The organism is Amycolatopsis sp. 2-15, assembly GCF_030285625.1.
Taxonomy (GTDB): Bacteria; Actinomycetota; Actinomycetes; order Mycobacteriales; family Pseudonocardiaceae; genus Amycolatopsis; species Amycolatopsis carbonis.
In genome coordinates, this window is the sequence record NZ_CP127294.1 from 3,215,691 (window position 1) to 3,242,625 (window position 26,935).

Consider the following 26,935-nt stretch of genomic DNA (forward strand, 5'->3'; position numbering starts at 1 on the left):
CCGAGTGACGGGCTGCGGGCCTGGGTCACTTCTCTGAAGCGGAAACCTCCGCTTCGCGCCGCGTAAGCACCAACGGCCCGTCCTCCGTCACAGCCACCGTGTGCTCGGAATGCGCCGTCCGCGAGCCGTCGGCCGACCGGATCGTCCAGCCGTCGGGGTCGTACACGATGCGGTCCGTCGTGCGCGCGAACCAAGGCTCCAGTGCGAGCGTGAGTCCCGGCCGGAGTTTCAAGCCGCGCCCCGCCGTGCCCTTGTTGGACACGTGCAGGTCCTCGTGCATGGTGCGGCCGATGCCGTGGCCGCCGAACTCCGTGTTGACCGGGTAGCCGTACGAAACGGCCACCGCGTAGATCGCCGCGGAGATGTCGCCTAGGCGGTTGCCCGGGAGAGCCGCCGCGATCGCCGCCTCCAGCGCTTCCTCCGTGGCCCGGATGATCCGCAGGTCCTCCTCGGCGGGGGTCCCGACGATCACCGTACGAGCCGAGTCGGCGACCCACCCGTCGATGCCGACCGCGAGGTCGGCGGTGAGCACGTCGCCGTCGCGGAGGACGTAGTCGTGGGGCAGGCCGTGCAGGACCGCGTCGTTCACCGAAAGGCAGATGACATTGCGGAACGGCCCCTTGCCGAACGAAGGCGAGTAGTCCCAGTAACACGACTCGGCCCCGCGCCGCTTGATCATGCCGCGCGCGTGGTGCTCGAGGTCCAGGAGGTTGACGCCCACGTCGGCGAGCCGGCCGACCTCGGTGAGGACCTCCGCGACGAAGCGGCCGGTCACGTGCATGCGGTCGATCTCCGCAGGCGTCTTCAGTTCGATCACGAAAAACCTCGCAGCACAAAAGGTATAGTTATACCGCCACCCTAACATTGGCCGGTATAGAAATACCACCAAACGCCCGGAGGCCACCACGGGCGAACCGTGGTGGCCTCCGGAGTAAAGCCGACGATCAGTCGAACGCCTTCGCGATCAGCGCCTTCTGCTCCACCTCGTGCACCTTCGACGAACCCGCCGACGGCGCGGCCATCGGGCGGCGCGAGACGACCTGCAGGCCGGCGAAGACCTCCGGGAACTTCCGCGGCAGGTTGAGACCGAAGAACGGCCACGCACCCTGGTTCTCCGGCTCCTCCTGGACCCACGCGATCTGCTTCGCGTTGCTGTAGCGCTCGATGGCGGCGAGCAGCTTGCGCTTCGGCAGCGGGTAGTACTGCTCGATGCGCACGATCGCGACGTCGTTGGCTTCGCGCTTGTTGCGCTCGGCGACGAGCTCCCAGTAGAGCTTGCCCGAGGTCAGCAGCACCTTCCGGACCCCTTCGGGGTTCTGGGTGGTGTCGTCGATGACGGACATGAAGCGGCTCTGGCCGGTGAAGTCCTCGACCGCCGACGTCGCGGCCTTGTTACGCAGCATCGACTTCGGCGTGAAGACCACCAGTGGACGCTGGATGCCGTCGAGGGCGTGGCGGCGCAGCAGGTGGAAGTAGTTCGCCGGGGTCGACGGCACAGCGACGGTCATCGAGCCCTCGGCGCACAGCGAGAGGAAGCGCTCGATGCGGCCGGACGTGTGGTCCGGACCCTGGCCCTCGTGGCCGTGCGGCAGCAGCAGCACGACGTCGGAGCGCTGGCCCCACTTGGCCTCGCCCGAGGAGATGTACTCGTCGATCACGGTCTGCGCGCCGTTGACGAAGTCACCGAACTGCGCTTCCCACATGACCAGCGACTCGGGGTTCGCCACGGCGTAGCCGTACTCGAAGCCGACGGCCGCGTACTCCGACAGCGCCGAGTCGTAGATCATCACGCGGCCCTGGCCCTCGGCCAGGTTCTGCAGCGGCGAGTACTCCTGGCCCGTCTTGCGGTCGATGAACACCGAGTGCCGCTGCGTGAACGTGCCGCGGCGCGAGTCCTGGCCGGACAGCCGCACCAGGCGGCCCTCCATCGCCAGCGAACCGAACGCGAGCAGCTCGCCGAACGCCCAGTCGACGTCGCCTTCGCGCGACATCTTGTGGCGGCGCTCCATGACCGGCTTCACGCGCGGGTGCGGGGTGAAGCCCTCGGGGACGTTGAGGAACGCGTCGCCGATCCGCTCCACGACCGCCGTGGAGACGGCCGTGGTGACCTTCGCCGGCACCTGCTGCTCTTCCTCGACCGAAGGGCTCGCCTTCGCCGGGTGCTTCTCGAGCTCGCGCACCTCGTTGAAGACGTGCTCCAGCTGGCTGGAGAAGTCGCGCAGCGCGGCTTCGGCCTCTTCGACGGAGATGTCCCCGCGGCCGATCAGCGACTCGGTGTAGGTCTTCCGGACCGAGCGCTTGGTGTCGATGATGTCGTACATCGCCGGCTGCGTCATCGAGGGGTCGTCGCCCTCGTTGTGGCCGCGGCGGCGGTAGCAGATCAGGTCGATGACCACGTCCTTGTGGAACGCCTGGCGGTACTCCACGGCCAGCTTGGCCACCCAGTGGGCGGCCTCCGGGTCGTCGCCGTTCACGTGGAAGATCGGCGAGCCGATCATCTTCGCGACGTCGGTGGCGTACTGCGAGGAGCGCGAGTGCTCGGGCGCGGTGGTGAAGCCGACCTGGTTGTTCACGATCACGTGCACGGTGCCGCCGGTGCGGTAGCCACGCAGCAGCGCGAGGTTCAGGGTCTCGGCCACGACGCCCTGGCCCGCGAAGGCCGCGTCGCCGTGCATCAGGACGGGCAATACTGAGTAGCCCCCTGTAGTGCTGTCGCCCTTGTCGAGGATGTCCTGCTTGGCGCGGACGATGCCCTCGAGCACCGGGTCGACCGTCTCGAGGTGCGACGGGTTCGAGGCCAGCGACACCTTCGTCTCGCCGTCGCCGAACATGCGGAAGTACTTCCCCTCGGCGCCGAGGTGGTACTTCACGTCACCGGAGCCGTGGGCCTGGCCCGGGTCGAGGTTGCCCTCGAACTCCTGGAAGATCTGGCTGATCGGCTTGCCGACGATGTTGGCCAGCACGTTGAGGCGGCCGCGGTGCGGCATGCCGATCACGACCTCGTCGAGCTCGTGCTCGGCGGCCTTGTCGAGGATGGTGTCGAGCAGCGGGATCGCCGTCTCGCCGCCTTCCAGCGAGAAGCGCTTCTGGCCGACGTACTTCGTCTGCAGGAAGGTCTCGAACGCCTCGGCGGCGTTGAGCTTCGACAGCACGTACTTCTGGACGGTGGAGTCGGGCTTCTCGTGCGGGATCTCCACGCGGTCCTGGATCCAGCGCCGCTCCTCGGGGTCGAGGATGTGCGTGTACTCGATGCCGACGGTGCGGCAGTACGAGTTGCGCAGCACGCCCAGGATGTCGCGCAGGGTCATGCGCTCCTGGCCGGAGAAGCCCCCGACCGGGAACTCGCGGTCGAGGTCCCAGAGGGTGAGGCCGTGGGAGATGACGTCGAGGTCGACGTGGCTGCGCTGGCGGTAGTTCAGCGGGTCCGTGTCGGCCATCAGGTGGCCGCGCGTGCGGAACGCGTCGATCAGCTCGATCACGCGGGCGGTCTTGTCGACCGGGCCCTCGGGGATGTCGGCGACCCAGCGGATCGGCTCGTACGGCAGGCGCAGGCTGGTGAAGACGTCGTCGTAGAAGCCGTCGCCGCCGAGCAGCAGCTCGTGGATGCGCTTGAGGTACTCGCCCGACTCGGCGCCCTGGATGATGCGGTGGTCGTAGGTGGACGTCAGCGTCATGATCTTGCTGACGGCCAGGTCGACCAGCGTCTTCTCGCTCGTGCCCTCGAACGCCGCCGGGTACTGCATCGCGCCGACGCCGATGATCGCGCCCTGGCCGGCCGACAGGCGCGGCACCGAGTGGTTGGTGCCGATGCCGCCCGGGTTGGTGAGCGAGATGGTGGTGCCGGCGAAGTCGTCCGCGGTGAGCTTGTTGTTGCGGGCCTTCTTGATGATGTCCTCGTAGGCCTGCCAGAACTGCAGGAAGGACATGTCCTCGACACCCTTGACCGAGGCCACGACGAGGGTGCGCGCACCCTCCTTGCCCTTCATGTCGATGGCGAGGCCGAAGTTCACGTGTTCCGGCGTGACCGAGAACGGCTTCCCGTCGATCAGCTGGTAGTGCCGGTTCATGTTCGGGAAGTCCTTCAGCGCCCGCACCATGGCGTAGCCGATGAGGTGCGTGAAGGAGATCTTGCCGCCGCGGGTGCGGTTGAGGTGGTTGTTGATGACGATGCGGTTGTCCGCCATCAGCTTTGCCGGGACGGCGCGCACGCTGGTCGCGGTGGGCACCGTCAGCGAGGCGTCCATGTTCTTCGCGATCGCCGCGGCGGCGCCGCGCAGCTGCTTGGTCTCGGGCTCTTCCTTCGCCGCCGGCGTGGCCGCGGGCGCCTTCTCGGCGGCCTTCGGAGCCTGCTTCGCAGGCGCGCTCTTCGGGGCCGGGGCCGGGGCCGGGGCCGGGGCCGGCGCGGGGGCGGCGGCGGCCGGCTTGGCCGGCGCCGACTGCCGGGCGGCCGACTCGGCGTTCTGGACCGCCTTGGCGGACGGTTCGGTCGCGTGGCCGTTACCGCTGGCCGCAGTGGTGGCGGCCGCGCTCTGGCGCGCACTGTCGGCCTTCGCCTGTGCCGTCTGCGTCGGCTTGAAGTCTGCGAAGAAGTCGTGCCAGGCGGCATCGACTGAGGAAGGGTCCGCGAGGAACTGGTCGTACATTTCCTCGACTAGCCACTCGTTTGGGCCGAACTGTGACGCAGGGCTGCTGCTGGACACGGCTTGGGCTCGCCTCTATCCGTCTCGATCTTGTCTGTGCTAATGCGCCTACCAGGCTAACCCCCTCCGTAGCGGCCGTGTGATGGAACTGCCCTGTGTGAGGCCTGGCGCACTAGGGGATCGATCACTGACTCGATCAAGTGTCCCGAGGAGCGGACTTTTGAGGTAGAGGAGATTCGCCTGTCACGACCATTTCGGGCCACGTTGGTGCCTCCTTCGCCGAGGCGCCCGCACGCGTTCACGCCCGCCCGGTGCACTGTCGGAAGGATGCGGCCCACGTCGGCTGTGCGGCCGCCCTGGCGCTCCGAGGTGGTGCAGCACGATGTGGCTCGTCGAATGTCCCTCGTTCTGGGACCAGGGGCTCATCCGCCCCCTGGTCGTCGAGAACGGCAAGGTCGTCCTCATGTGCGACTCCTGCGGCGTGGTCTGGCACACCCCCGCCGGCATCGACGACTTCGAGCACGTCGAACCCTGCGAACCCGACTGGTCCATCGACCAGGACAGCCACGTTCGCCCGGGCACGGTCCGCTGGGCCTCCGAGGCGGAGGTCACGTCGGCCGGGTGGGGCGAGCTGGCGTGGCGTGAGCTGCCTTAGCTGACTTGGCTCGCGCCGTCGGTGCTCGCGTCGACGGCTTCGGCCAGCTCGGCGGACAACGGGTACGGCGCCTCGACGGGCAGCAGCGCCTGCGCTTCGGCGACGCGCCCGTCAGCGAGGTGCTCACGGATGGCGCGCATGACCGGTGTGACGTCGGTGACCGCGATGATCCACTCGTCCACGTACCGGTCCACGGCCTCCCCGCTCAGCCCGAGCTGGATCGAGCGGTGCGGCAGCGGCTGGTGGTGCACGTCACGCTCGGGGCCCCACTGCACGCGGACGGGGCTGGCCCGCATCGTCGCCTTCCACGCGGCCTTGTCGCGGTGCACCCGAGGGTCGAAGTGGCTCAGCGCCGCGTGGGCCAGCACCCAAGCGAAGCCCTCGCGCGTCAGGTCCAACGCCAGCGCGCGCTCCTGGCCGGACTTGGTCGTCCAGCCGCAGCGGTAGCCCATCCACGTGAACGACGGCTTGATCCACGTCATCCGCTCGCGCTTGAACGGCGCCACGAACGTGCCCGCCGCCAGCGCCGCCTCGGCGATCTCCGGTGAGTAGGCCTGGTAGACGCGGATGGTCCGCTCGTCGTGCCGCGCGCGGATCTGATAGGCCGGGATCCCGGCCTTTTCGAACGCCGTCTCTTCGAACACCTCCCGATTCTCATGGCGTGTGCCGGTGCCTGGCGAAGGCTTTTCGCCGCCGTCAGCCGAGGGACCACAGGCGGGCGTAGTGGCCGCCGGCCGCCAGGAGGTCGGCGTGGGTGCCCTGTTCGATGATGCGGCCGTGGTCGAGGACGACGATGCGGTCGGCCTTCGCGGCGGTGGCCAGGCGGTGCGCGACGACGAAGGTGGTGCGCCGGCGCGCGAGGTGTTCGGTGGCGCGCAGGACGGCCGCCTCCGTGGACGGGTCGAGGGCGGCGGTGGCCTCGTCGAGCAGCAGCACGTCGGGGTTCACGAGCTCGGCGCGGGCGAGCGCGACGAGCTGGCGCTGGCCCGCGGACAGTGACCGGCCGCGTTCGCCGACGGGCTGCAGGAAGCCGGCCGGCAGGGCGGCCACGCCGTCGAGCGCGCCGACCGAGCGGACGGCCGCCTCGACCTCCGCGTCGGTCGCGCCGGGGCGGCCGTAGCGGACGTTGTCGGCGACGGTGCCGGAGAACAGGTGCGCCTCCTGCGGCACCACGCCCATGCGGGCGCGCAGGCCGGGCAGGTCGTACTCGCGGACATCGATGCCGTCGATCAGCACCGCGCCGCCGGTGGCGTCGTAGTAGCGCGCCACCAGCTTCACCGCCGTGGACTTGCCCGCGCCCGTCGCGCCGACCAGCGCCACGGTCTCACCCGGCGCCACGTCCAGCGACAGCTTCTCCAGCGCCGGCTGCTCGGCGCCGGTGTAGGCGAAGTCGACGTCCTTGAACGTCACCTCGCCGCTCAGGTGCTCCGGCAGCGCGACCGGGTGCGCGGCGGGTGGCACCGATGTCGGCGTGCGCAGCAGGTCGCCGATGCGGGCCATGCCGACGCGGGCCTGCTGGTACCCGTCGAACACCGCCGACAGCTGCTGGATCGGCGAGAAGAACTGCTGCAGGTACAGCAGGAACCCGAGCAGCACGCCGGCCTCCAGCGTCCCCGCGGCCACGCGGTTGGCGCCGATCACCAGCACCGTCGTGGTCGCCAGGTCCGACAGCAGCGCCACGAGCGGGAAGTACGTGGCGATGTAGCGCTGCGCCCGCAGCCGCGAGCGCCGGTACTCGTCACTGCGCGACGCGAACGCGGCCGCCGAACGCTCCTCGCGCGTGTAAGCCTGGGCGACGCGCAGGCCGCTGACGTTCTCCTGCATGTCGGCGTTGACCACGCTGACCTTCTCGCGCGCCTCCGTGTACGCCCGCGAAGCGACCCGCCGGAACACCAGCGTCGCCACGAGCAGCACGGGCAGCATCGCGAGCGCGTACAGCGCCAGCGACGCGTCGGTGACCAGCAGCGCGACCGTGATGCCCACCAGCGTCAGCGCGCTCACCACGGCCGTCGCCAGGCCGGTCTGCAGGAACGTGGACAACGCGTCGACGTCCGTGGTCATCCGGGTCATGATCTTCCCGGACAGCTCGCGCTCGTAGTAGTCGAGCCCGAGCCGCTGCAGGTGCGCGTAGCTGCGCACGCGCAGCGAGTACAGGACTGTTTCGCCGACGCGCGCGGTGAGCCGCGTCTGGCCGCGCACCACGAACCAGTCGGCCGCGACCACGAGCGCGCCGATGCCCGCCATCAGCCAGATCACGCTGACGACACCCGGCTGCACGCCGTGGTCCACCCCTCGCTGGTACAACGCGGGCAGCGCCAGCGAGGCCAGCGCGTCGGCCGCCACCAGCGCGATCACCGCGACCAGCGGCCACCGCACGGGCCGCAGCAGCCGCGAGAGCCGGAACCCCGGGTCGGCGGCTGTGATGTCCACTTCGGACAGTCGGGGCCGGTCGTCGGCCGGCGGCAGCTTGCGCACGCCCTCCAAGAGCTCCGGCGTCGGCGGCACGTCGGCCCCCGCTCCGCCGCCGATGAAACCGGTCCCGCCACCCGGTGTGCCCCCGCGTGCGGCCGCGGCTTCGGCGAGCGCGTCGACCTCGTCGCGATCGTCGTGTGGCCACAGCACCGGTGTGACGCCGCTGGCGTCGGGCTCGAGGTCCTCACAGCGGTGCGGCTTCTCGACGTCGTCGCCCGGGCCCGCCACGAGCTCGCGGAACAGCGGGCAGCGCGCCTGCAGCTCCTCCTCCGTGCCGACGTCGACGACCTTGCCCTGGTCGAGCACGGCGATCCGGTCGGCCAGCTGCAGCGTGGAGCGGCGGTGCGCGATGAGCAGCGTGGTGCGCGAGGCCGTGACCGAGCGCAGGGTGTCGTGGATCGCGGCCTCGGTGACCGTGTCGATCGCCGACGTCGCGTCGTCCAGGATCAGCACGCGCGGGTCGGTCATCAGCGCCCGCGCGAGGCCCAGGCGCTGGCGCTGGCCACCCGAGAGCGTGAGGCCGCGCTCGCCGACCTCCGTGTCGTAGCCGTGGGGCAGGGCGCGGATGAACTCGTCGGCCTCGGCCGCGCGCGCCGCCGCGTACACCTCTTCGTCGCTCGCGTCGGGGCGGCCGTAGGCGATGTTGTCGCGCACGGACGAGGAGAACAGAAACGCCTCCTCGAACACCACGCCGATCGCCTGCCGCAGCTGCTTGAGCGGCAAGTCGCGCACGTCGACGCCGCCCACGCGCACCACTCCCGCGTGCGCGTCGTAGAACCGCGGCAGCAGCAGTGAGATCGTGGACTTGCCCGACCCCGCCGTACCCACCAGCGCGAGCGTCTCGCCCGGCCGCGCGGTGAGCGTGAGGCCGTCGAGCACCGGCTCGCTGCGGGTGTAGCCGAACTTCACGTCTTCCAGCTCGACGCCCAGCGGGCCCTCCGGCAGCGGCCGCGCGTCAGGGCTGTCCACCACGTCGGGCTGCGCGTCGATGAGCTCGTACACGCGCTCGGCGCCCGCGCGCGTCAGCTGCGCCTGCACGACCAGGCTGGACAGCATCCGCGCGGGCCCGATCAGCGTGGCGAGGTAAGTGGCGAACGCGAGGAAGGTGCCGAGGCTGATCTGGCCGTTCAGGGCCAGGACGCCGCCGATCGCGAGCACCGCGACCTGGCCGACGGCCGGCAGCGCGGTGGTCGTGGCCGTGGGCACCGCGGACAGCTTGGCCGCGCGCAGCCGCTCGGCGAACAACCGCCGCGCCGTGCGCTCCAGCCGCGAGACCTCCCGTGATTCCTGGCCGAAGCCCTTCACCACGCGCACGCCGGTGACGGTCTCCTCCACCTGCTGCGCCACGTCGGCCGCGCGCTGCTGCGCCGACCACGTGGCCGGGAAGAGCCGTTTGCGGCTCAGCGTGACGATGATGCCGACGGCCGGCGCCACCACGAGCGCGATGAGCGTGAGCAGCGGCGACATCCACAGCATCGCCCCCAGCGCGAGCAGCGCGAAGATCACCGACCCCGCCGACAGCGGCACCTGCATCAGCAGCCCGGTCACGAGCTGCAGGTCGGAGATCGCCCGCGAGACCACCTGCCCGGTGCGCAGCGCGTCCTGCTTGCCGCCGTCGAGCCGCGAGACGGAGCCGAACACCCGGTTGCGCAGGTCGTGCTGCACGTCGAGCGCGAGCCGGCCCCGACGTAGCGGCGCAGGAACGCCGAGCCGAACGCCACCACCTGCAGCGTGACCAGCGCGGCCGCGATGCCGCCGAGGCCCGCGGTGTGCCCCGCCACCGCGTCGTCGACCGCCGTGCGGACGAGCAGCGGGCTCGCCGCCTGCACGCCCACGGACAGGATCGCCGCGGCCATCGCGAGCACGACGACACCCCGGTGCTCCCAGCAGGCGGCCGAGAGCCGCCGGACCCAGCCGACGGGAGGAGCCGGCGTCTCAGCAGCCGGGCGGTCTTGACGCGCACGCGTCGCAGTGGTGGTCACGTTCTCAATCTAGGCACGGGGACCGACTTTTTATTCCGCCTTGAAGGGATGACGGGTCCCTTCACCCCTTCGGCCCGGACCGCACAACAGCGACTTGGCCCAGCGGAGTTCTTGTGCCGCAACGCATCGCGGACCACACTGACCACGCTGGGCCGGTTACCGGCCGCACCGTGGGGGTTCCGGGGGCTCGGCCCCCCGCGCAATGCGTCGCCCCTTCCATGGGAGCACGAAGTGCGAACAGGAAGGGGAAGAAGGGGCGACCCGCTCAACCAGCCTGGGGGTCACTGGGAGCGGGTCGCCGAGTACTAGCTTAGGTAATAAGTGGCGACTTCGCTCCTCGGGGTCTTCAACGAGACCGGATTACTTCTTCACAGAGTGAGCCCGCAACCGGTTAAGAAGCACGTTCAGAGTCGTGAAACCCCTCGTCAAGGGCACTTCGATCACCGGACGGGTACCGCTGAACGGGACGCGCAGCGTGACGAACGTCGCTCCTGACCGGGCTTCCTGTTCGGCCTCCGTGTGATGGACAGCAGAAACACGAGGGGCCCCCGCTGGTTCGCGGAGGCCCCTCGAGACGCCAGGTGGATCGGAAGGTCACGCCAGGGCGATCGCCAGCGGCGTGTACGGCAGGCCGTGCGCGGTGGCGACGGGCTCGTTGGTGAGGGCGCCGTCGTGGGTGTTGAGGCCCTTGGCGAGCGAGGCGTCGGCGTTGAGGGCCGCGTGCCAGCCGCGGTCGGCGAGCTGCAGGGCATACGGCAGCGTCACGTTGGTGAGGCCGTAGGTCGAGGTCCGCGGCACGGCGCCCGGCATGTTGGCGACGCAGTAGAACACCGACTCGTGGACGCGGTAGGTCGGGTCGTCGTGCGTGGTCGGGCGCGAGTCGGCGAAGCAGCCGCCCTGGTCGATGGCGATGTCGACCAGCACGGAACCCGGCTTCATGCGCGAGACGAGGTCGTTGGAGACCAGCTTCGGGGCCTTCGCGCCCGGCACCAGCACGGCGCCGATCACGAGGTCGGCCTCCAGCACGGACTCCTCGATCGACAGGCGGTTGGAGGTGACCGTGCGGATGCGGCCGCCGAAGTCGTTGTCGATCTGGCGCAGGCGGTCGACGTTGGTGTCCAGGATCTCGACGTCCGAGCCCAGGCCCAGCGCCACGCGGGCGGCGTTGATGCCCGCGACGCCGCCGCCGATCACCACGACCCGCGCCGGGTGCACGCCGGGGATGCCGCCGGGCAGCACGCCGCGGCCGCCGCTCGGCTTCATCAGCGAATACGCGCCCACCTGCGGCGCCAGCCGGCCCGCGACCTCGGACATCGGCGCCAGCAGGGGCAGGGCGCCGGTGGCCGTCTGCACCGTCTCGTACGCGATCGCCGTGGTGCCCGCCGCCAGCAGGGCGTCGGTCAGGGGCCGGTCGGCCGCGATGTGGAGGTAGGTGAACAGCACCAGGTCCTTGCGCAGGCGGGGGTACTCCTCGGCGATGGGCTCCTTCACCTTGAGCACCAGCTCGCCCTCGGCCCACGTCTCGTCGGCGGTGGCGAGCACCTTCGCGCCGGCGGCCACGTACTCCTCGTCGCTGATCGACGAACCAACCCCGGCACCGGTCTCGACGAACACGTCGTGACCACGCCCCACCAGCTCGTGCACACCGGCCGGGGTCAGGGCGACCCGGTACTCGTGCTTCTTGATCTCACGGGGAACGGCGATACGCACGGCGGCCTCCTGGCGGCGGTTCGGTTCGAGGTGCTGCCACTCACGGTGATGCACCCGGACGGCGGTGTCATCATGCGCGCGGAACAGTTCTTTCGCCATTTCATGGTGCCAAGGGCACAAATCGCTTGACCTCGACCGCGCTCGAGGTTGTTGGCTGTCGCACCTGGTTCGGCGGAGGAGGGCGTGCATGCGTGCGGTGTGGTTGAGGGAGTTCGGCGGCCCCGAGGTGCTCGTGGCCGGGGAGGCGCCCGACCCGGTCCCGGGGCCGGGCCAGGTGCTGGTCGAGGTGGCCTTCGTGAACGTGACGTTCGTGGAGACGCAGTTCCGGGCGTCGGGCTTCGGGCCTTCGGCGGCGGAGCTCCCGGTGATCCCCGGCAACGGCGTCGGCGGCGTCATCAGCAAGGTCGGCGACGGCGTCGACCTGGCCCTCGTCGGCCGGCGCGTGGTGACCTCGACTGGCGGCAGCGGCGGCTACGCCCAGCGCGCGGTGGTCGACGCGGCCGCGGTCTTCCCGGTGCCCGACGCCCTCTCGCTCGACGCGGCGGTCGCCCTGCTCGCCGACGGCCGAACCGCCACCGGCCTCGTCCACGCCGCCGCCGTGGCGCCCGGCGACCGCGTCCTGGTCGAAGCCGCCGCCGGTGGCGTCGGCAGCCTGCTCGTGCAACTCGCGAAGGCCGCCGGCGCGGAGGTCGTCGCGGCGGCGGGCAGCGCTGAAAAACTCGCGCGCGCCCGAGAACTCGGGGCGGACTTCGCGGTGGATTACACAGCTGCTGACTGGGCTTCGGCGGTCGGACCGCTGGATGTGGTCTTCGACGGGGTGGGTGGTGCCATCGGGACCACCGCGTTTTCCCTGCTGCGCCCCGGCGGCCGCATGGCGGTGTACGGCTTGGCGAGCGGTGCGTGGGCCGAAGTGTCCGAAGAGGACGCTCGGGCTCGCGAGGTCACGCTGATCCGTTCTCTCGGCGACGCCGCCGCGCTGCGCGCGTTCACGGTGTCCGCCCTCGACGCGGCTTCGGCCGGCCGTCTCACTCCGGTTATCGGGCAACGGTTTCCCCTCGCCGCCGCGGCCGACGCACACGCGGCAATGGAGGCGCGCGGCACCTTTGGCAAGACGCTGCTGGTCGCATGACGCCGTTCGACGTCGACGAGTTCCTCGCGCAGCCGCTCACCGCGCGCGTCGCCACGAACGGTCCCACCGTGCGCCCGACCTGGTACCTCTGGGAGGACCACGCGTTCTGGATCCTCAGTGGCCCCTGGTCCCGCTTGCCCGGTCACGTCCGCGCTTCCCCGCGACTCGCGCTGACGGTTGACGTTTGTGACCTCGCGACGGGCCTGGTGCGCCAGGTCGTCGCGAGTGGTCCGGCGGAGGTGGTGCCGTTCGACGTGCCACGCGGGCGGCGGAAGCTGGTGCGGTACTTGGGGCCTGATGAGCAACGGTGGGACTCGCGGTTCCGCGCTTATCTGAATGACGCCGGCCGGGGCACGGTCTGGGTTCGTCTGGTGCCGGAAAGCCTTCGTGGGAAAGACCTTTCGTATGTCAGCTCCACCGCAACGCCACCAGCTGAGTAACGTCATCCGGACGTCGGGGCGGTGGCGTTCGGTGCGAGGCACCGCGGGCCCGGTCCGACACGAGGCGCGGCGGGCCGGATTTGGCGCATTGCGCCAGGCCCCCACCCCACAGACGGCCCCCACCCTCCACGGGGGCGTCCCTGTTCCAGCTTATCGTCCCCTGGACCCAAAAAACGGCTCCAGCGCAATCTGTGGACAACTCCGCCAAAGCCGACCTGCCTGTGAACAAACCAAACCCGCCACTTGGTTGTCGCGAGCGGTCCCACAGAGGTCGTGCCGTTTGACGTGCCACGCGGGCGGCGGAAGCTGGTGCGGTATCTGGGGCCCGACTAGCAACGGTGGGACCCACGGTTCCGCGCTTACCTCAACGAGACCGAGCGCAGCACCGTCCAGACCCACCTGACCCCGGAAACCCCTTCGGACACAACACCTTCCCCGCAACGTCAGCTCCACCGCAACGCCACCAACTGCATAAGTAACGCCAACCGCACATCAGGATCATCCAGATCAAGCGGCACAAGATCCAACAACCGCTTCATCCGATACCGCAACGTGTTCGGGTGGATGCGCAGCTCCGCGGCGGCCGCGCGGGGATCGCCGGGGTGGCGGAGCCATTCGTAGAGCGTGTCGACGTAGCCGGCTTTCGTGGTTTCGTCGTGGGCGCGCAGCAGGCCGAGTGGGCCGAGGTCGGCGACGCGTGCGGTGGCCGAGCCGGTGGCGGCGCGGTGGAGCACCAGTGAAGTCCAGGCGTCCTCGTACGCGACGACGCGGCCTTCCACCAAGCCGGCGCGGAGCAGGCCCAGGGCTTCGTCGGCTTGGGTACGCGAAGTGGCCAGCGCGGAGACGGCCACGGGGGCGCCGGCGGCGGCGCGGGGGACGCCACCCCGGCGGGAGGCAGGCTGAAGAGCCAGTGCGTCGCGCAGGTCGGCCCAGGCGTTGCCGTCGGGGACGACCGCGTAGAGGAGGCCGCCGAGTTCGGTGGCGACGGGGCGGCGGCCGATGCCCTGCGAGATGCGTTCGAGCAGTGCCAGCCGCAGGCCCTCGGCGTCGCGGCCGTCGCCGCCGGTGACCTCGATCGCGACGACGCGGTGGGGCTCGTCGGACAGGTCCAGCTCGGCCACGACGCGCCGCTGGCCGGCGTGGCCTTCGAGCACGGCCCGCAGCAGCTCGGCCGACGCGCGGCGCTGCGCGTCGGTGTGTGCGCGGCGACGGAGCAGGTGCAACGCGACAACGGGGGCGGCGTCGGCGAAGGCGGCCGCGCGTTCCTCCGAAACCGGCCCGGCGACGACGGCCCACATCGACCCCAGCAGCTCGCCGCCCATCCGAATGGGCACGATCAGGCGCGGCAGCGTGCCGTCGCGCTGGGCCGGCACGAAGATCGTCTGCCGGCCGCGCGACAGCTCGCGGAACACGCCGCGCGAACGGAACCGCGCGAGCACGTCGTCGGGGATCCGGCGGCCCATGATCGTGGCGACGCGCGCGGGGTCGGTGAGGTCCTGGCGCGCGGAGTAGGCGAGCACGCGCGAGTTCGTGTCCTCGATGGTCACGGGCGCGTCGACCACGGACGCCACCGCGTCGGCGAGCCGGAACAGGTCTCCGGAGCCGGGGTCGCCGCCGTCTTCGAGGGACTCCGATTCGTCGCCCAGCGCGTCGAGGACCGTGCGCAGCAGCCACACGAGCTGGGCCCACGACGTCGCCGAATGCACCTGGATGAGCGCTATCCCGGCCGTTTTCGCCGCGCGGCGCACGGTGGGTTTGGCCGCCAGCGGTGGTTTCAGCAGGACCGCGGCGGCGCCCTGCGTGGCGCTCACGCGCACCAGCTCGGCGGCATCGGCCGGATCCACCGTGGCGACGCCCAGCACGAGGTCGCCCGCCGCGATGCCCGCGGGCACGCCGGGCTCGGCGATCACCACGTCGCCCGCCGCCGGGCAGTCGTCGGGCAGCTGGAGCGCGTGGAGCAACGTCGGCCCCACCCGGTCGACCACGCTGCGCACCGAGACCACGGGGTACATCCTCGCCGAGACGCATCCGGGGCGCTCGTCGCGGGTAGCCTTCAGCTGACCTGGTCGATCGCCGGCGACCCGTCGGAGAGGAGCAGCCGCGTGGGCTGAGTCCGTTATGGACGGTCACCCGAACGGCCGCACCCGGGCACCCGCGCGGGTGATCGACTTGCACGGTAGGTTGACGGTGTCTTCCCAGCCCGTGGGAACCCTTGGGTGGGCCGTTCAGGGGAGCTAGCTTCGTCCGAGGAGCCGAACCCATTGAGCCGCAAGGAGAAACAGATGCCGGAAGACACCTCGGCCTGGTCCTTCGAGACCAAGCAGATCCACGCCGGCGCGGCACCCGACCCCGCGACGGGCGCCCGCGCGACGCCGATCTACCAGACCACGTCGTACGTCTTCCGCGACACGCAGCACGGTGCAGACCTGTTCAGCCTGGCCGAGCCCGGCAACATCTACACGCGCATCATGAACCCGACCCAGGACGTGCTGGAGCAGCGCCTGGCCGCGCTCGAAGGCGGCGTCGCGGCGCTCGCGTTCGCCTCCGGCTCGGCGGCCACCACCGCGGCGATCCTCACGCTGGCCGGCGCGGGTGACCACTTCGTGTCCAGCCCGTCGTTGTACGGCGGCACCTACAACCTGTTCCACTACACGCTGCCGAAGCTCGGCATCGAGGTCACGTTCGTCGACGACCAGGACGACCCCGAGCAGTGGCGCGCGGCCGTGCGGCCCGACACGAAGGCGTTCTTCGCCGAGACGCTGGCCAACCCGGGCAGCAACGTGCTCGACATCCGCACCGTCGCCGACGTCGCCCACGAGGCCGGCGTACCGCTGATCGTCGACAACACCGTGCCCACGCCGTTCCTGCTGCGCCCGATCGAGCACGGCGCCGACATCGTCGTGCACTCGGCCACCAAGTACCTCGGCGGCCACGGCACCACGGTCGCGGGCGTGATCGTGGACGGCGGCACGTTCGACTTCGGCAAGGACCCGTCGCGCTTCCCTGGCTTCTCCGAGCCGGACCCCAGCTACCACGGTCTCAAGTACTGGGAGGCGCTCGGCCCCGGCGCGTTCGCGGCGAAGGCGCGCGTGCAGATCCTTCGCGACACCGGTGCGGCCATCTCGCCGCTCAACAGCTTCCTGATCCTGCAGGGCATCGAGACGCTGTCGCTGCGGCTCGAGCGCCACGTCGCCAATGCGCAAGCGCTTGCGGAGTGGCTGGAGCAGCGCGACGAGGTCGAGACCGTGTACTACGCCGGCCTCCCGTCGAGCAAGTTCCACGCGGCCGCGCAGAAGTACCTGCCGCGCGGCGCGGGTGCGGTGCTGTCGTTCGACCTGCGTGGCGGCGTCGAGGCCGGGCGCAAGTTCGTGGACGGCACCACGCTGCACAGCCAGCTGGTGAACATCGGCGACGTGCGCAGCCTGATCGTGCACCCGGCGTCGACCACGCACAGCCAGCTCAGCCCGGAGGAGCAGCTCACGAGCGGCGTCACGCCGGGCCTGGTGCGGCTCGCCGTGGGGCTCGAGGGCATCGAGGACCTCAAGGCCGACCTCGAGGCGGGCTTCCGCGCCGCCAAGGCGGAACTGTGACGGATTCCGGTGCGTTTCCCCTGCCCGTCACCGGTGCGTGGCGGGCAGAGGACCCACCCGGCAGGCGGCAGTGGTTCACCGGTCCCGGCGCGCTGTCGCTGGAGGCCGGTGGTTCGCTGCCGTCCTACACCCTCGCGTACGAGACGTGGGGCACGCTCAACTCCGACGGTTCCAACGCGGTCCTCGTCGAGCACGCCCTGACCGGCGACAGCCATATCGCCGGCCCCGCGGAGCCCGGCCACCCCAGCGCGGGCTGGTGGGACGGCCTCGTCGGGCCGGGCAAGGCGCTGGACACAAACTCGCTGTTCGTGGTGGCGCCCAACGTGCTCGGCGGCTGCCAGGGCTCGACGGGCCCGTCGAGCCCCGATCCCGACGGTCGGTTTTACGGCAGCCGCTTCCCGGCCGTCACCGTGCGGGACCAGGTGGCGACCGAAGCCGCGCTGGCCGACGCGCTCGGCATCGAGCGCTGGGCCGGCGTCGTCGGCGGCTCGATGGGTGGGATGCGCGCCCTCGAATGGGCGGTCTCGTTGCCCGATCGGGTGGCGTCCGTCCTGGTTCTGGCTTCGACGGCCCGCGCGTCGGCCGAGCAGATCGCCTGGGCCGCGCCGCAGCTGCACGCCATCCGCGCCGACCCGGGCTGGCATGGCGGCGACTACTACTCGTCTTCGCCGGGCGAGGGCCCGCACGCCGGCCTCGGCGTCGCCCGCCGGATCGCCCACGTGACCTACCGCAGCGAACCCGAACTGGCGCAACGCTTCGGCCGTCAGCCGCAGGGGTCGGAGGATCCGCTGCGCCGCGGCCGCTTCGCCATCGAGTCCTATTTGGACCACCACGCCGACAAGCTGGTCCGCCGCTTCGACGCCGGTTCCTACGTGGTCCTCACGGAGTCCATGAACACCCACGACGTCGGCCGTGACCGCGGCGGGGTGGGGTCGGCGCTGTCGCGGGTCCGGGCGCGCACCGTGGTCGCCGGCGTGGACAGCGACCGGCTCTATCCGCTGTACCAGTCGGTGGAGATCGCGGAGGGCGTCGGCGGGGAGACGGCGGTGGTTTCGTCGCCGTATGGGCATGATTCGTTTTTGATCGAGACGGGGCAGATCGCGGCGTTGGTGAAGTCCTTGCTGGGTTGACCGGGCGTCGGGCGGCGATCCGAGGCACGCTGGGGCGGTGGACGACGCCTTCACCTCACGCTTGGAGACCACCTGCGGCCCGGTCGGCGCCCGACCCGGACCCACCGGCCGGCCGATCTCCCTCGACCTGCACCCGATCCTGCGCGACTTCGCCCACGCCACCGACTCGGCTTCGCACCACGCTTGGCTGGGCGCCCTCACCTGGACCGCCCACCTCGACGGCTCCACGGTCCTGGTCACCGTCACTTCGCCGGACGGCACGTCGTTCGGCTTCGGCCTTCCGGACGCGCCCGCCGCCCTCCTCGCCGCCGCGGCGGATCGCCTGCAGGACTTCGTGGTCGAGCACCTCCGCGCCGGCCTGCCCACGTGCCCGGCACCGCCCGCCCGGCCCGCGCCCTCGCCTACGACGACACGGCCCTCTGGTCCGACGACCGCACGGCATGGTCGTGCCCGATCGGCGCTTACCCGTGACGCGGACTTGCACACCCATCCGCTCCCCGCTCCGGCGTGACCTCTGGCTCGGGCGCGCCCCTTTGCTCCTGCGCGACCCCGCGCGACGGCATAACCCCCGCGCGACGGCATAACCCACCCTCCCGGGGGCTGCCCATGATCCATTCTATCGGCGGCCAGGGACAAAACCCTGTGCTCAGTGGAAGTTGTCCACAGAAGCCTGTGTTCAGCCCAAGCTGTCCACAGCACCCGGTTAGCGGACCGCAACCACTCGGGCGCAACCCTCGACTCCGGCACAACCCCTCAACAGCGCCAAAACCACCCTGCCACGTCGGACCCGGTGAAACCGCAAGCAACAAGAAAGGGCGCCCCGACGAGGGACGCCCCTTCCCTATCACCAAAACCACAGAAAGATCAGCCGATCGCCGACGTCAACGGGTTGTAGTACCCGCCACGCTGCCCAGCCGCCGTCGGGTGGTACGACTCGTCCACCGGCCAGGTGAGGCTGTGCAGGTAGTCGCTGGCCGACGAGCAGATGTTGTGCCCCACGAAAGCCGAGCGCACGTCCACGAACTGGGCCCCCGCGGCCGCAGCGCGCGAAGCCAGCACGGAGGCCAGCGTGTCCGCGCCGGAGTTGATCGCGGCGCGCTTCGTGTCGCTCAGGCCGACGCTGCAGGAGCCCGGCACGGTGTAGAAGCGCGGGTACGACAGCACCACGAGCTTCGCGTTGGGCGCCTTGGACTTCACGGCGCGGTAGACGTTGTCGAGCAGGCCCGGGAGGGTGTTCTGCACGTAGGTCTTGGCGGTGTTGACCCGGTCGGTGCAGGTCTGGTCGCTGTTGAGGGTGCAGGTGGTGATCACGTCGGTGAAGCCCGCGTCGTTGCCGCCCACCGTGAGGGTGACCAGGCCGGTGCCCGACGGCATCGAGTTGATCTGGTTCAGCACATCACCCGTTTTCGCACCCGAACAGGCGAGGAAGGTGAACGTGGTCCCGGGGTGGGCGTTGGCCCACAGCTGGCCGTAGGCGTTGGCACTGCGCTTGCAGTTGCCCGAGTTGCCGTAGCTCCCGGCGCCCACCCCGGAGGAGTAGGAGTCGCCGAGTGCGACGTAGCTCTGAGCAGCGTGCGCGGTACCCACGATGCCCAGAGAGGCGAGAACAGCGACCCCCAGGGCCGCGCACATCCGGAGGAACGATCGTGAGGTGGGACGGGTGGCTTCAGCCATGGGTCACTCCTGGTCGTGACGGCTCGACGAGGAATACGAATACCAGGTGGAATCCCCACACGACACCCCAGAATCCGCAGGTGACTCCACTTGGCCCAGGCAGGAAGTAGGGCCGGAAGTTAGCGCTCGCTAACCGCCGGTCCTACTATGGCCAAATGCCGGCGAACCCCACCCCACTCGTGAACGGCGAGAAGGCGAACAGGCGTGAACAGATCATGGCCGCCGCCGCCGAGCTGTTCGCCCACCACGGCTTCCACGGTGTCGGGATCGACGACATCGGCGCGGCCGTCGGCATCTCGGGCCCGGCGCTCTACCGCCATTTCCGCAGCAAGGACGCCATCCTCGGCGAGATGCTGAACTCGATCAGCCACTACCTGCTCGAAGGCGGCACCGACCGCGCCGAGACGGGCGGCACGCCGCTCGAGCTGCTCGAAGCGCTGGTGCGCTTCCATGTCGGCTTCGCGCTCGACCACCCGGCGCTGATCACCGTGCAGGAGCGCAACCTCGCGAATCTCACCGACAGTGACCGCAAGCAGGTGCGCGCGCTCCAGCGGCAGTACGTCGAGGTGTGGGTGCGCGCGATCCGCGACGCGATCCCCGGCCTCGAAGAGCGCGAGGCCCGCTCGGCGGCGCACGCCGTGTTCGGCTTGATCAACTCGACGCCGTACAACCGCCATCTCGGTGACGCAGAGCTGTCCGAACTGCTTTGCCGGCTCGCTCTGGGCGCACTTTCCGCGGCGGGCTGATCACCCGGATTCGGGGTATCCCCACGGAAGCCGGTGCTGGTGTTTGATAGGCACGTGACCCCGGACCGGAGCGAGGACGAGCAGCGGCTCGTGGAGAAGGCGCAGCGCGCGCTCGTCGCCATCAGCCTCGGCGAGGATGCCGAGGCGCTCGAAGAGGTCACCCCGTCGTCCGACGAGCCACAGGCGCGCTCGGAGGAGACCAAGGAGCTCATGCTGCTGCTGTTCGGCGAGTGCAGCGCCATGGTGTCCACGCTCGGTGACGGCGGCACCGCCCCGGTGAAGGTCCAGGTCTTCGACGAGGACGGCGAAGAGGTCTCCATCGATCAGGCCGACCCGCCCGTGCGCACCGCCGTGCGTACGCTGCTCGCCGAGGTGCACGGCAACACCGCAGCCGCGCGCGAGCAGGTGGAGATCGCGTTGGCCAGCGCCGCGCCCAACGAGGTCGACAGCCTCGTGCTCCAAGCGCTGCGCTGGACCATCAGGCTGTCGGTCGAATGCCTCGACCGCGATCTCCCCGTCGCCGAGTGGATCTCCGACGCCGTCACCGACTGACCCTGTCTCTCGGACAACCGCCCGCCGCGCTGGCGGGATCACGGCCATGGAACGCGTGCTCGGCATCGGCGGCTACTTCATCCGCGCGTCGGACCCGGCGGCCCTGGGCGCCTGGTACCGCGACTGCCTCGGCCTCGACGCCGACGAAAACGGGGTGTGGCAGCAGGAACCCGGCCCCACCGTCTTCGCGCAGTTCGAGGCCGGCACGGACTACTTCGGCTCGAAGTCGCAGCAGTCCATGCTCAACTTCCGCGTCCGCGACCTCGACGCCATGCTCACCCAGCTGCGTGACAAGGGCGCCGAGGTGGCCGAGGAGACGCAGGAGATGGCCGGCGTCGGGCGCTTCGGCTGGGTCACCGACCCGGAGGGCAACCGTATCGAGCTGTGGCAGCCCGCGTGACGACCGGCCGGCCGTGGTGAAGCAGGCGATACTCGAACAATGACGAGCCCGAACGTCGCTGTGATCGGCCCCGGAGCGATCGGGACGACCATCGCGGCCGCATTGCACCAGGTCGGCCGCACCCCCCGGTTGTACGGCCGCACCGCTCGTGATCAGCTCGAGTTGCACGCTCCGGGGGATCACCTCGTGGTGCCCGGCCCGGTCCAGGTCAAGGTCACCCCGGACGTCACTCCGGTCAATCTCGTTTTCCTGGCCGTCAAGGCGACGCAGCTCGAGGCAGCTGCGCCCTGGCTGGCCGCGCTGTGCCGGGCGGACACGATCGTCTGCGTGCTCCAGAACGGGGTCGAGCAGGAAACCGCCGTCGCGGAACACGCCCGCCTCGGCCGGGTGCTGCCCAGCGTCGTGTGGTTCCCGGCGCAGACCCGGGCCGACGGGTCGGTGTGGCTGCGTGCCCCGGCCCGCTTGACCGTGCCGGACACCGAGCCGGGCCGCGCGGTGTCCGAAGCGCTGGCCGGGAGCTTGTGCACGGTCGAGGCGGTAGCCGATTTCCGCTCGCTGGCCTGGCGCAAGCTCATGCAGAACGCGCTCGCGGGGCTGATGGCCCTCACCGGCCGGCGCGCCGGCATGTTCGCGCGGGCCGACCTCGCCGAGCTCGGGCTCGTGTACCTGCGGGAGTGCCTCGCCGTGGCCCGGGCTGAGGGTGCCGACCTCGGCGACGAGGTGCCTGGGGAAATCATCGACACGTTCCGGGCCTACCCGGCGGACATGGGCACGTCGATCCTGGCCGACCGCGAAGCCGGCCGGCCGCTGGAATGGGACGTCCGCAACGGGGTCGTGCTGCGCCGCGGGCGCCACCACGGCATCCCCACACCCGTCAGCGAAGTCGTGGTTCCGCTGCTCGCCGCCACTGGCGAGGGGCCCGGCTGACGCAGGTGTGAGCCCCCGGACCCTGGCTGGACACTCCGGTTAGCGGTCGCTAACATCCGAAGAGGAGTTAACGACCGCTAACGTAGTCGATCACCAACGTCTTGGATCACCAACGTCTCGACGGGGAGTCATGGACACGCCGGTACTGAGCAGTTCCGCGGATCCGCGCAGCGACGCGTTCACCCGCAGCGTCACCTCGCACGGCGAGCTCGTCGAGGACCTGCGCAAGCGCCTGGACGCCGCCCGCCTCGGCGGGCCCGAGAAGTCCCGTGCCCGCCACGTGGAACGCGGCAAGCTGCTGCCGCGCGACCGCGTCGACACATTGCTGGACCCGGGTTCGCCGTTCCTGGAGCTCTCGCCGCTCGCGGCCAACGGCCTCTACGACGACGAGGCGCCGAGCGCGGGCATCATCACCGGTGTCGGGCGCGTCTCCGGGCGCGAGTGCGTGATCGTGGCCAACGACGCCACCGTCAAGGGCGGCACGTACTACCCGCTCACGGTCAAGAAGCACCTGCGCGCCCAGGAAGTGGCGCTGCACAACAACCTTCCATGCATCTACCTCGTCGATTCCGGCGGTGCGTTCCTGCCGCACCAGGACGACGTGTTCCCCGACCGCGAACACTTCGGGCGCATCTTCTACAACCAGGCCACGATGTCCGCTCGCGGAATCCCGCAGATCGCCGCCGTGCTCGGTTCTTGCACGGCGGGTGGCGCGTACGTGCCGGCCATGAGCGACGAAGCGGTCATCGTCCGCAACCAGGGCACGATCTTCCTCGGCGGCCCGCCGCTGGTGAAGGCCGCGACGGGTGAGGTCGTCACCGCCGAAGAGCTGGGCGGCGGCGATGTCCACTCGCGCCAGTCCGGTGTCACCGACCACCTCGCCGACGACGACGCCCACGCGCTGCGCATCGTCCGCGACATCGTCTCCACCCTCGGCCCGCGCACGCCGCGGCCGTGGGACGTGCGGCCCGTCGAGGAGCCGGCAGTGGACCCGCGCGAGCTCTACGGCGTGGTGCCGACGGATTCGCGCACCCCGTACGACGTGCGCGAGGTGATCGCGCGCGTGGTCGACGGCAGCCGGTTCTCCGAGTTCAAGAAGGAGTACGGTGCCACGCTCGTCACCGGCTTCGCGCACATCCACGGGCATCCGGTGGGCATCATCGCCAACAACGGCGTGCTGTTCGCCGAATCGGCCATGAAGGGCGCGCACTTCATCGAGCTGTGCGACCGCCGCTCGATCCCCTTGGTGTTCCTGCAGAACATCACCGGCTTCATGGTCGGCAAGGCCTACGAGGCCGGCGGCATCGCGAAGCACGGCGCGAAGATGGTCACGGCCGTCGCGTGCGCGCGGGTGCCGAAGTTCACCGTGATCATCGGCGGCTCGTTCGGCGCCGGGAACTACTCGATGTGCGGCCGGGCGTACTCGCCGCGGTTCCTGTGGATGTGGCCCAACGCGCGGATCTCCGTGATGGGCGGCGAGCAGGCGGCGTCGGTGCTTTCGACGGTCCGCCGCGACGCGATCGAGGCCCGCGGTGGCGAGTGGTCGGCCGAGGACGAGGACGCGTTCAAGGCACCGATCCGCGACCAGTACGAGCACCAGGGCAGCCCGTACTGCTCCACCGCGCGGCTGTGGGACGACGGCGTGATCGACCCGGCGGATACCCGCACGGTGCTCGGGCTCGCGCTGTCGGCCGCGGCCAACGCGCCCCTGCCCGAGGTCAACTACGGCGTCTTCCGGATGTGAGTGAGCATGTCTTCGTTCGACACTGTTCTGGTCGCCAACCGCGGCGAGATCGCGGTCCGCGTGATCCGCTCGCTGCGGGAGCTGGGCATCCGCTCGGTCGCGGTGTACAGCGACGCGGACGCCGACGCCAAGCACGTGCGCGAGGCCGACACCGCGGTCCGGATCGGCCCGGCCGAGGCGGCGAAAAGCTATTTGTCGATATCGGCCATCGTCGAGGCTGCCCAGGTGACAGGCGCGCAGGCCGTGCACCCGGGCTACGGCTTCCTCGCCGAGAACGCGGCGTTCGCGCGAGCGTGTGAAGAGGCGGGGCTGGTGTTCATCGGCCCGCCCGTCGCCGCGATCGAGCAGATGGGCGACAAGATCCGCGCCAAGGCCACGGTGTCCGCGGCCGGTGTGCCCGTGGTCCCCGGCGTGTCCGATGTGGACATTCCGGAGGGCGGGTTCGCCGAGGCGGTGGCCGGGGTGGGCTACCCGGTGCTGCTGAAGCCGTCCGCGGGCGGTGGCGGCAAGGGCATGCGGCTCGTGCACGAGGAGTCGGAGCTCGCCGCCGCGATCGAGTCCGCGCGCCGCGAGGCGCGCGGCTCCTTCGGTGACGACACGCTGCTGGTGGAGCGGTTCGTCACCACGCCCCGCCACATCGAGATCCAGGTGCTGGCCGACCAGCACGGCAACGTCCTGCACCTCGGTGAACGCGAGTGCAGCCTGCAGCGGCGGCACCAGAAGATCATCGAAGAGGCCCCGTCGGTGCTGCTCGACGAGGCCACGCGCCAGAAGATGGGCGCCGCCGCGGCCGAGGCCGCGCGGTCCGTGGGTTACGTCGGCGCAGGCACCGTCGAGTTCATCATGTCCGCGCACGACCCGGACGAGTTCTTCTTCATGGAGATGAACACCCGGCTGCAGGTGGAGCACCCCGTCACGGAGATGGTGACCGGGCTCGACCTCGTGGCGTGGCAGGTGCGCGTCGCCGCCGGTGATCCGCTGACGCTGAAGCAGGAGGACGTACGCCTCGAAGGCCACGCCGTCGAAGCTCGCGTGTACGCCGAGGATCCCGCGCGCGGCTTCATCCCGACCGGGGGCACGGTGCTGGCCGTGCACGAGCCGTCGGGCGACGGCGTGCGCGTGGACTCGTGGATGACCGAGGGTGCGGTGATCGGGTCGAACTACGACCCGATGCTGGCCAAGGTGATCGCCTACGGTCCCGACCGCACGGCGGCGTTGCGCAAGCTCGACCGCGCGCTGGCGGACACGGCGTTGCTGGGGCTGGGCACGAACATCGCGTTCCTGCGCGGCCTGCTCGCCGACGAGGACGTGCGCGCCGGCCGGCTGGACACGGAGCTGGTGGACCGGCGGTTGTCGTCGCTGGTGTCTTCGGACGTGCCCGAAGGGTTCTTCGTGGCGGCGGCGCTCGACCGGCTGCTTTCGTTGCAGCCGAAGGGTTCCGTGGTGGATCCGTGGGATGTGCCCAGCGGGTGGCGCGTCGGCGGAGGGGGCGGGGTCACGTTCCGCCTGCGTGCCGGCGAGGTCCAGGCCGTGGTGCGCGTGACCGCGTCCACCGTCCAGGTCGACGACCACGAACCGGTCGAGGCCACCGCGACCCGTGTCGGTGACGTGCTGGAAGTCCGGCGGGACAGCGGAATCGAGCGCTACCGCCGCGCCGACGGTCCACAACAGACGGTGTGGCTCGCACGCGACGGCTTCGGTTTCGCGTTCGCGGACCAGGAAGTGCGCTTGGCCGCCCGCGGTGAGGCCGCGGGTGCCGGGCCGGTGAAGAGCCCGATGCCGGGCACGGTGCTCGTGGTCAAGGTCGCCCAGGGCGACGTGGTCGCGGCCGGCACACCGTTGCTGGTCGTGGAAGCGATGAAGATGGAACACACCGTGACCGCGCCGATCGACGGCGTGGTGAGCGAGCTTTCGACGCGCGCGGGCCAGCAGGTGGCGCTGGACGAAACCCTGGCCGTGGTGAGCCCGAACGAGGAGCAAAGATGATCGACTTCCGGCTGGACGAAGAGTACGAGGCGCTGCGCAAGACGGTCGAGGACTTCGCGCACAACGAGGTCGCGCCCGTGATCGGGCCGATGTACGAGAAGGAAGAGTTCCCCTACGACCTCGTCGCCAAGATGGGGGAGATGGGCCTGTTCGGCCTGCCGTTCGCCGAGGAGTTCGGCGGCATGGGCGGCGACTACTTCGCGCTGTGCCTGGCTTTGGAGGAGCTGGCGCGGGTCGACTCGTCGGTCGCGATCACGCTGGAGGCCGGCGTTTCCCTCGGAGCGATGCCGATCTACCGCTTCGGCACACAGGAGCAGAAGGAAACCTGGCTGCCCGCCCTGTGCTCCGGTGAGGCGCTCGGCGGCTTCGGCCTCACGGAACCGGGCGGCGGCTCCGACGCCGGCGCCACGCGCACCCGGGCCAAGCTCGACGGCGACCAGTGGGTGATCAACGGCAGCAAGGCGTTCATCACCAACTCCGGCACCGACATCACGCGGCTGGTCACCGTCACGGCCGTCACCGACGTGATGGAGAACGGCCGCAAGGAGATCTCCGCGATCCTCGTGCCCTCGGGCACGCCGGGCTTCGCCGTGGCGCCCAAGTACTCCAAGGTCGGCTGGAACTGCTCGGACACGCACGAGCTGTCCTTTGCCGACGTCCGCGTGCCGGCGGGGAACCTGGTCGGTACCCGTGGCCGCGGCTACGCGCAGTTCCTGTCCATTCTGGACGAAGGCCGCGTCGCGATCGCCGCCCTGAGCGTGGGTCTGGCCCAGGGCTGCGTCGACGAGTGCCTCAAGTACGCGAAGGACCGGGTCGCGTTCGGGCACCGGATCGGCGAGTACCAGGCGATCCAGTTCAAGATCGCCGACATGGAGGTGCGCACCCACACCGCGCGCCTCGCCTACTACCAGGCGGCGTCGAAGATGCTGCGCGGCGAACCCTTCAAGAAGGAAGCGTCCATCGCGAAGCTCGTCGCCTCCAACGCCGCCATGGACAACGCCCGCGACGCCACCCAGATCTACGGCGGCTACGGCTTCATGAACGAGTACCCGGTCAGCCGCTTCTACCGCGACGCGAAGATCCTGGAGATCGGCGAGGGGACGAGCGAGGTGCAGCGGATGCTCATCGCTCGCCACCTCGGCGTCGCCGCGGGCTAGT

Annotated in this window: 19 protein-coding genes and 1 pseudogene; 13 read left to right on the forward strand and 7 right to left on the reverse strand. The window is 70.5% G+C overall.

Going from position 1 to position 26,935, the window contains the following annotated elements; translation table 11 throughout:
• Positions 1-25: 25 nt before the first annotated feature.
• Both map and QRX50_RS15750 read right to left on the reverse strand, forming a co-directional pair.
• Positions 26-817: a type I methionyl aminopeptidase gene (map, locus tag QRX50_RS15745; protein WP_285972680.1), complete on the reverse strand. Its 792-nt coding sequence runs from the start codon at positions 815-817 to the stop codon at positions 26-28.
• Between the two features lie 127 nt (positions 818-944).
• Positions 945-4,700 (reverse strand): multifunctional oxoglutarate decarboxylase/oxoglutarate dehydrogenase thiamine pyrophosphate-binding subunit/dihydrolipoyllysine-residue succinyltransferase subunit, encoded by a 3,756-nt coding sequence (locus QRX50_RS15750; RefSeq protein WP_285972681.1) that lies wholly within the window; start codon positions 4,698-4,700, stop codon positions 945-947.
• A 322-nt stretch (positions 4,701-5,022) separates the two neighbouring features.
• Between QRX50_RS15750 and QRX50_RS15755 the strand changes: the two genes are divergently transcribed.
• Positions 5,023-5,295 (forward strand): hypothetical protein, encoded by a 273-nt coding sequence (locus QRX50_RS15755; protein ID WP_285972682.1) that lies wholly within the window; start codon positions 5,023-5,025, stop codon positions 5,293-5,295.
• Here the strand turns inward: QRX50_RS15755 and QRX50_RS15760 are convergent.
• The 3 genes and pseudogenes from QRX50_RS15760 to ald form a co-directional block, all read right to left on the reverse strand.
• The gene (locus QRX50_RS15760; protein ID WP_285972683.1) at positions 5,292-5,939 is read right to left on the reverse strand and encodes a DUF4291 domain-containing protein; all 648 of its coding nucleotides are present in this window, start codon (positions 5,937-5,939) and stop codon (positions 5,292-5,294) included. The two genes, QRX50_RS15755 and QRX50_RS15760, sit on opposite strands and share 4 nt — an antisense overlap.
• A gap of 52 nt (positions 5,940-5,991) precedes the next feature.
• A pseudogene (locus tag QRX50_RS15765) lies at positions 5,992-9,749 on the reverse strand (ABC transporter ATP-binding protein).
• A gap of 594 nt (positions 9,750-10,343) precedes the next feature.
• The gene (gene ald, locus QRX50_RS15770) at positions 10,344-11,459 is read right to left on the reverse strand and encodes an alanine dehydrogenase (RefSeq protein WP_285974474.1); all 1,116 of its coding nucleotides are present in this window, start codon (positions 11,457-11,459) and stop codon (positions 10,344-10,346) included.
• A 187-nt stretch (positions 11,460-11,646) separates the two neighbouring features.
• On the opposite strand from ald, the gene QRX50_RS15775 reads away from it, so the two are divergent.
• Both QRX50_RS15775 and QRX50_RS15780 read left to right on the forward strand, forming a co-directional pair.
• Positions 11,647-12,588 carry a zinc-binding dehydrogenase gene (locus QRX50_RS15775; protein ID WP_285972684.1) on the forward strand — a complete coding sequence of 314 codons (942 nt, stop codon included), beginning with the start codon at positions 11,647-11,649 and terminating at the stop codon, positions 12,586-12,588.
• Entirely contained in the window at positions 12,585-13,028 is a 444-nt protein-coding gene (locus QRX50_RS15780) for a pyridoxamine 5'-phosphate oxidase family protein (protein ID WP_285972685.1), read from the forward strand. The genes QRX50_RS15775 and QRX50_RS15780 overlap by 4 nt, the downstream gene beginning before the upstream one ends.
• 443 nt (positions 13,029-13,471) lie before the next feature.
• Here QRX50_RS15780 and QRX50_RS15785 read toward each other — a convergent pair whose 3' ends face one another.
• Positions 13,472-15,031, reverse strand: coding sequence for a PucR family transcriptional regulator (locus QRX50_RS15785; protein ID WP_285972686.1), 1,560 nt, complete (start codon positions 15,029-15,031; stop codon positions 13,472-13,474).
• A 279-nt stretch (positions 15,032-15,310) separates the two neighbouring features.
• Here QRX50_RS15785 and QRX50_RS15790 point away from each other — a divergent pair, with 279 nt between their 5' ends.
• From QRX50_RS15790 to QRX50_RS15800, 3 genes are read left to right on the forward strand one after another with little or no spacing between them, the layout of a single operon-like run.
• Complete coding sequence (locus QRX50_RS15790; RefSeq protein WP_285972687.1) at positions 15,311-16,618, forward strand: bifunctional o-acetylhomoserine/o-acetylserine sulfhydrylase; 1,308 nt, start codon at positions 15,311-15,313, stop codon at positions 16,616-16,618.
• On the forward strand, positions 16,615-17,748 hold the full coding sequence (gene metX, locus QRX50_RS15795; RefSeq protein ID WP_285972688.1) for a homoserine O-acetyltransferase MetX: 1,134 nt from the start codon (positions 16,615-16,617) through the stop codon (positions 17,746-17,748). Before QRX50_RS15790 ends, metX begins: the two co-directional genes overlap by 4 nt.
• A gap of 37 nt (positions 17,749-17,785) precedes the next feature.
• Entirely contained in the window at positions 17,786-18,259 is a 474-nt protein-coding gene (locus tag QRX50_RS15800) for a hypothetical protein (protein WP_285972689.1), read from the forward strand.
• A gap of 353 nt (positions 18,260-18,612) precedes the next feature.
• On the opposite strand, the gene QRX50_RS15805 is transcribed toward QRX50_RS15800, so the two are convergent.
• On the reverse strand, positions 18,613-19,380 hold the full coding sequence (locus QRX50_RS15805; RefSeq protein WP_285974475.1) for an SGNH/GDSL hydrolase family protein: 768 nt from the start codon (positions 19,378-19,380) through the stop codon (positions 18,613-18,615).
• A gap of 197 nt (positions 19,381-19,577) precedes the next feature.
• On the opposite strand from QRX50_RS15805, the gene QRX50_RS15810 reads away from it, so the two are divergent.
• The 7 genes from QRX50_RS15810 to QRX50_RS15840 all read left to right on the forward strand — a co-directional run bounded on the left by QRX50_RS15810 (position 19,578) and on the right by QRX50_RS15840 (position 26,934).
• Complete coding sequence (locus tag QRX50_RS15810; RefSeq protein WP_285972690.1) at positions 19,578-20,168, forward strand: SACE_7040 family transcriptional regulator; 591 nt, start codon at positions 19,578-19,580, stop codon at positions 20,166-20,168.
• A 54-nt stretch (positions 20,169-20,222) separates the two neighbouring features.
• Positions 20,223-20,720 carry a hypothetical protein gene (locus tag QRX50_RS15815; protein WP_285972691.1) on the forward strand — a complete coding sequence of 166 codons (498 nt, stop codon included), beginning with the start codon at positions 20,223-20,225 and terminating at the stop codon, positions 20,718-20,720.
• A gap of 46 nt (positions 20,721-20,766) precedes the next feature.
• Complete coding sequence (locus QRX50_RS15820; RefSeq protein ID WP_285972692.1) at positions 20,767-21,120, forward strand: VOC family protein; 354 nt, start codon at positions 20,767-20,769, stop codon at positions 21,118-21,120.
• Between the two features lie 39 nt (positions 21,121-21,159).
• Positions 21,160-22,047 carry an oxidoreductase gene (locus tag QRX50_RS15825; RefSeq protein ID WP_285972693.1) on the forward strand — a complete coding sequence of 296 codons (888 nt, stop codon included), beginning with the start codon at positions 21,160-21,162 and terminating at the stop codon, positions 22,045-22,047.
• 130 nt (positions 22,048-22,177) lie between these two features.
• A complete protein-coding gene (locus QRX50_RS15830; protein WP_285972694.1) occupies positions 22,178-23,791 on the forward strand; it encodes a carboxyl transferase domain-containing protein in 1,614 nt (537 codons plus the stop codon).
• A 6-nt stretch (positions 23,792-23,797) separates the two neighbouring features.
• Complete coding sequence (locus QRX50_RS15835) at positions 23,798-25,777, forward strand: acetyl-CoA carboxylase biotin carboxylase subunit (RefSeq protein WP_285972695.1); 1,980 nt, start codon at positions 23,798-23,800, stop codon at positions 25,775-25,777.
• Positions 25,774-26,934, forward strand: a complete 1,161-nt coding sequence (locus tag QRX50_RS15840; protein ID WP_285972696.1) for an acyl-CoA dehydrogenase family protein — start codon at positions 25,774-25,776, stop codon at positions 26,932-26,934. Before QRX50_RS15835 ends, QRX50_RS15840 begins: the two co-directional genes overlap by 4 nt.
• Position 26,935 lies beyond the last annotated feature (1 nt).

Excerpts from the sequence above, each read along its gene's own strand:
- QRX50_RS15755 (WP_285972682.1), top strand. The coding sequence starts at position 5,023 with ATGTGGCTCGTCGAATGTCCCTCGTTCTGGGACCAGGGGCTCATCCGC.
- QRX50_RS15775 (WP_285972684.1), top strand. The coding sequence starts at position 11,647 with ATGCGTGCGGTGTGGTTGAGGGAGTTCGGCGGCCCCGAGGTGCTCGTG.
- QRX50_RS15780 (WP_285972685.1), top strand. The coding sequence starts at position 12,585 with ATGACGCCGTTCGACGTCGACGAGTTCCTCGCGCAGCCGCTCACCGCG.
- QRX50_RS15790 (WP_285972687.1), top strand. The coding sequence starts at position 15,311 with ATGCCGGAAGACACCTCGGCCTGGTCCTTCGAGACCAAGCAGATCCAC.
- QRX50_RS15805 (WP_285974475.1), bottom strand. The coding sequence starts at position 19,380 with ATGTGCGCGGCCCTGGGGGTCGCTGTTCTCGCCTCTCTGGGCATCGTG.
- QRX50_RS15810 (WP_285972690.1), top strand. The coding sequence starts at position 19,578 with ATGCCGGCGAACCCCACCCCACTCGTGAACGGCGAGAAGGCGAACAGG.
- QRX50_RS15820 (WP_285972692.1), top strand. The coding sequence starts at position 20,767 with ATGGAACGCGTGCTCGGCATCGGCGGCTACTTCATCCGCGCGTCGGAC.
- QRX50_RS15825 (WP_285972693.1), top strand. The coding sequence starts at position 21,160 with ATGACGAGCCCGAACGTCGCTGTGATCGGCCCCGGAGCGATCGGGACG.
- QRX50_RS15830 (WP_285972694.1), top strand. The coding sequence starts at position 22,178 with ATGGACACGCCGGTACTGAGCAGTTCCGCGGATCCGCGCAGCGACGCG.
- QRX50_RS15835 (WP_285972695.1), top strand. The coding sequence starts at position 23,798 with ATGTCTTCGTTCGACACTGTTCTGGTCGCCAACCGCGGCGAGATCGCG.
- QRX50_RS15840 (WP_285972696.1), top strand. The coding sequence starts at position 25,774 with ATGATCGACTTCCGGCTGGACGAAGAGTACGAGGCGCTGCGCAAGACG.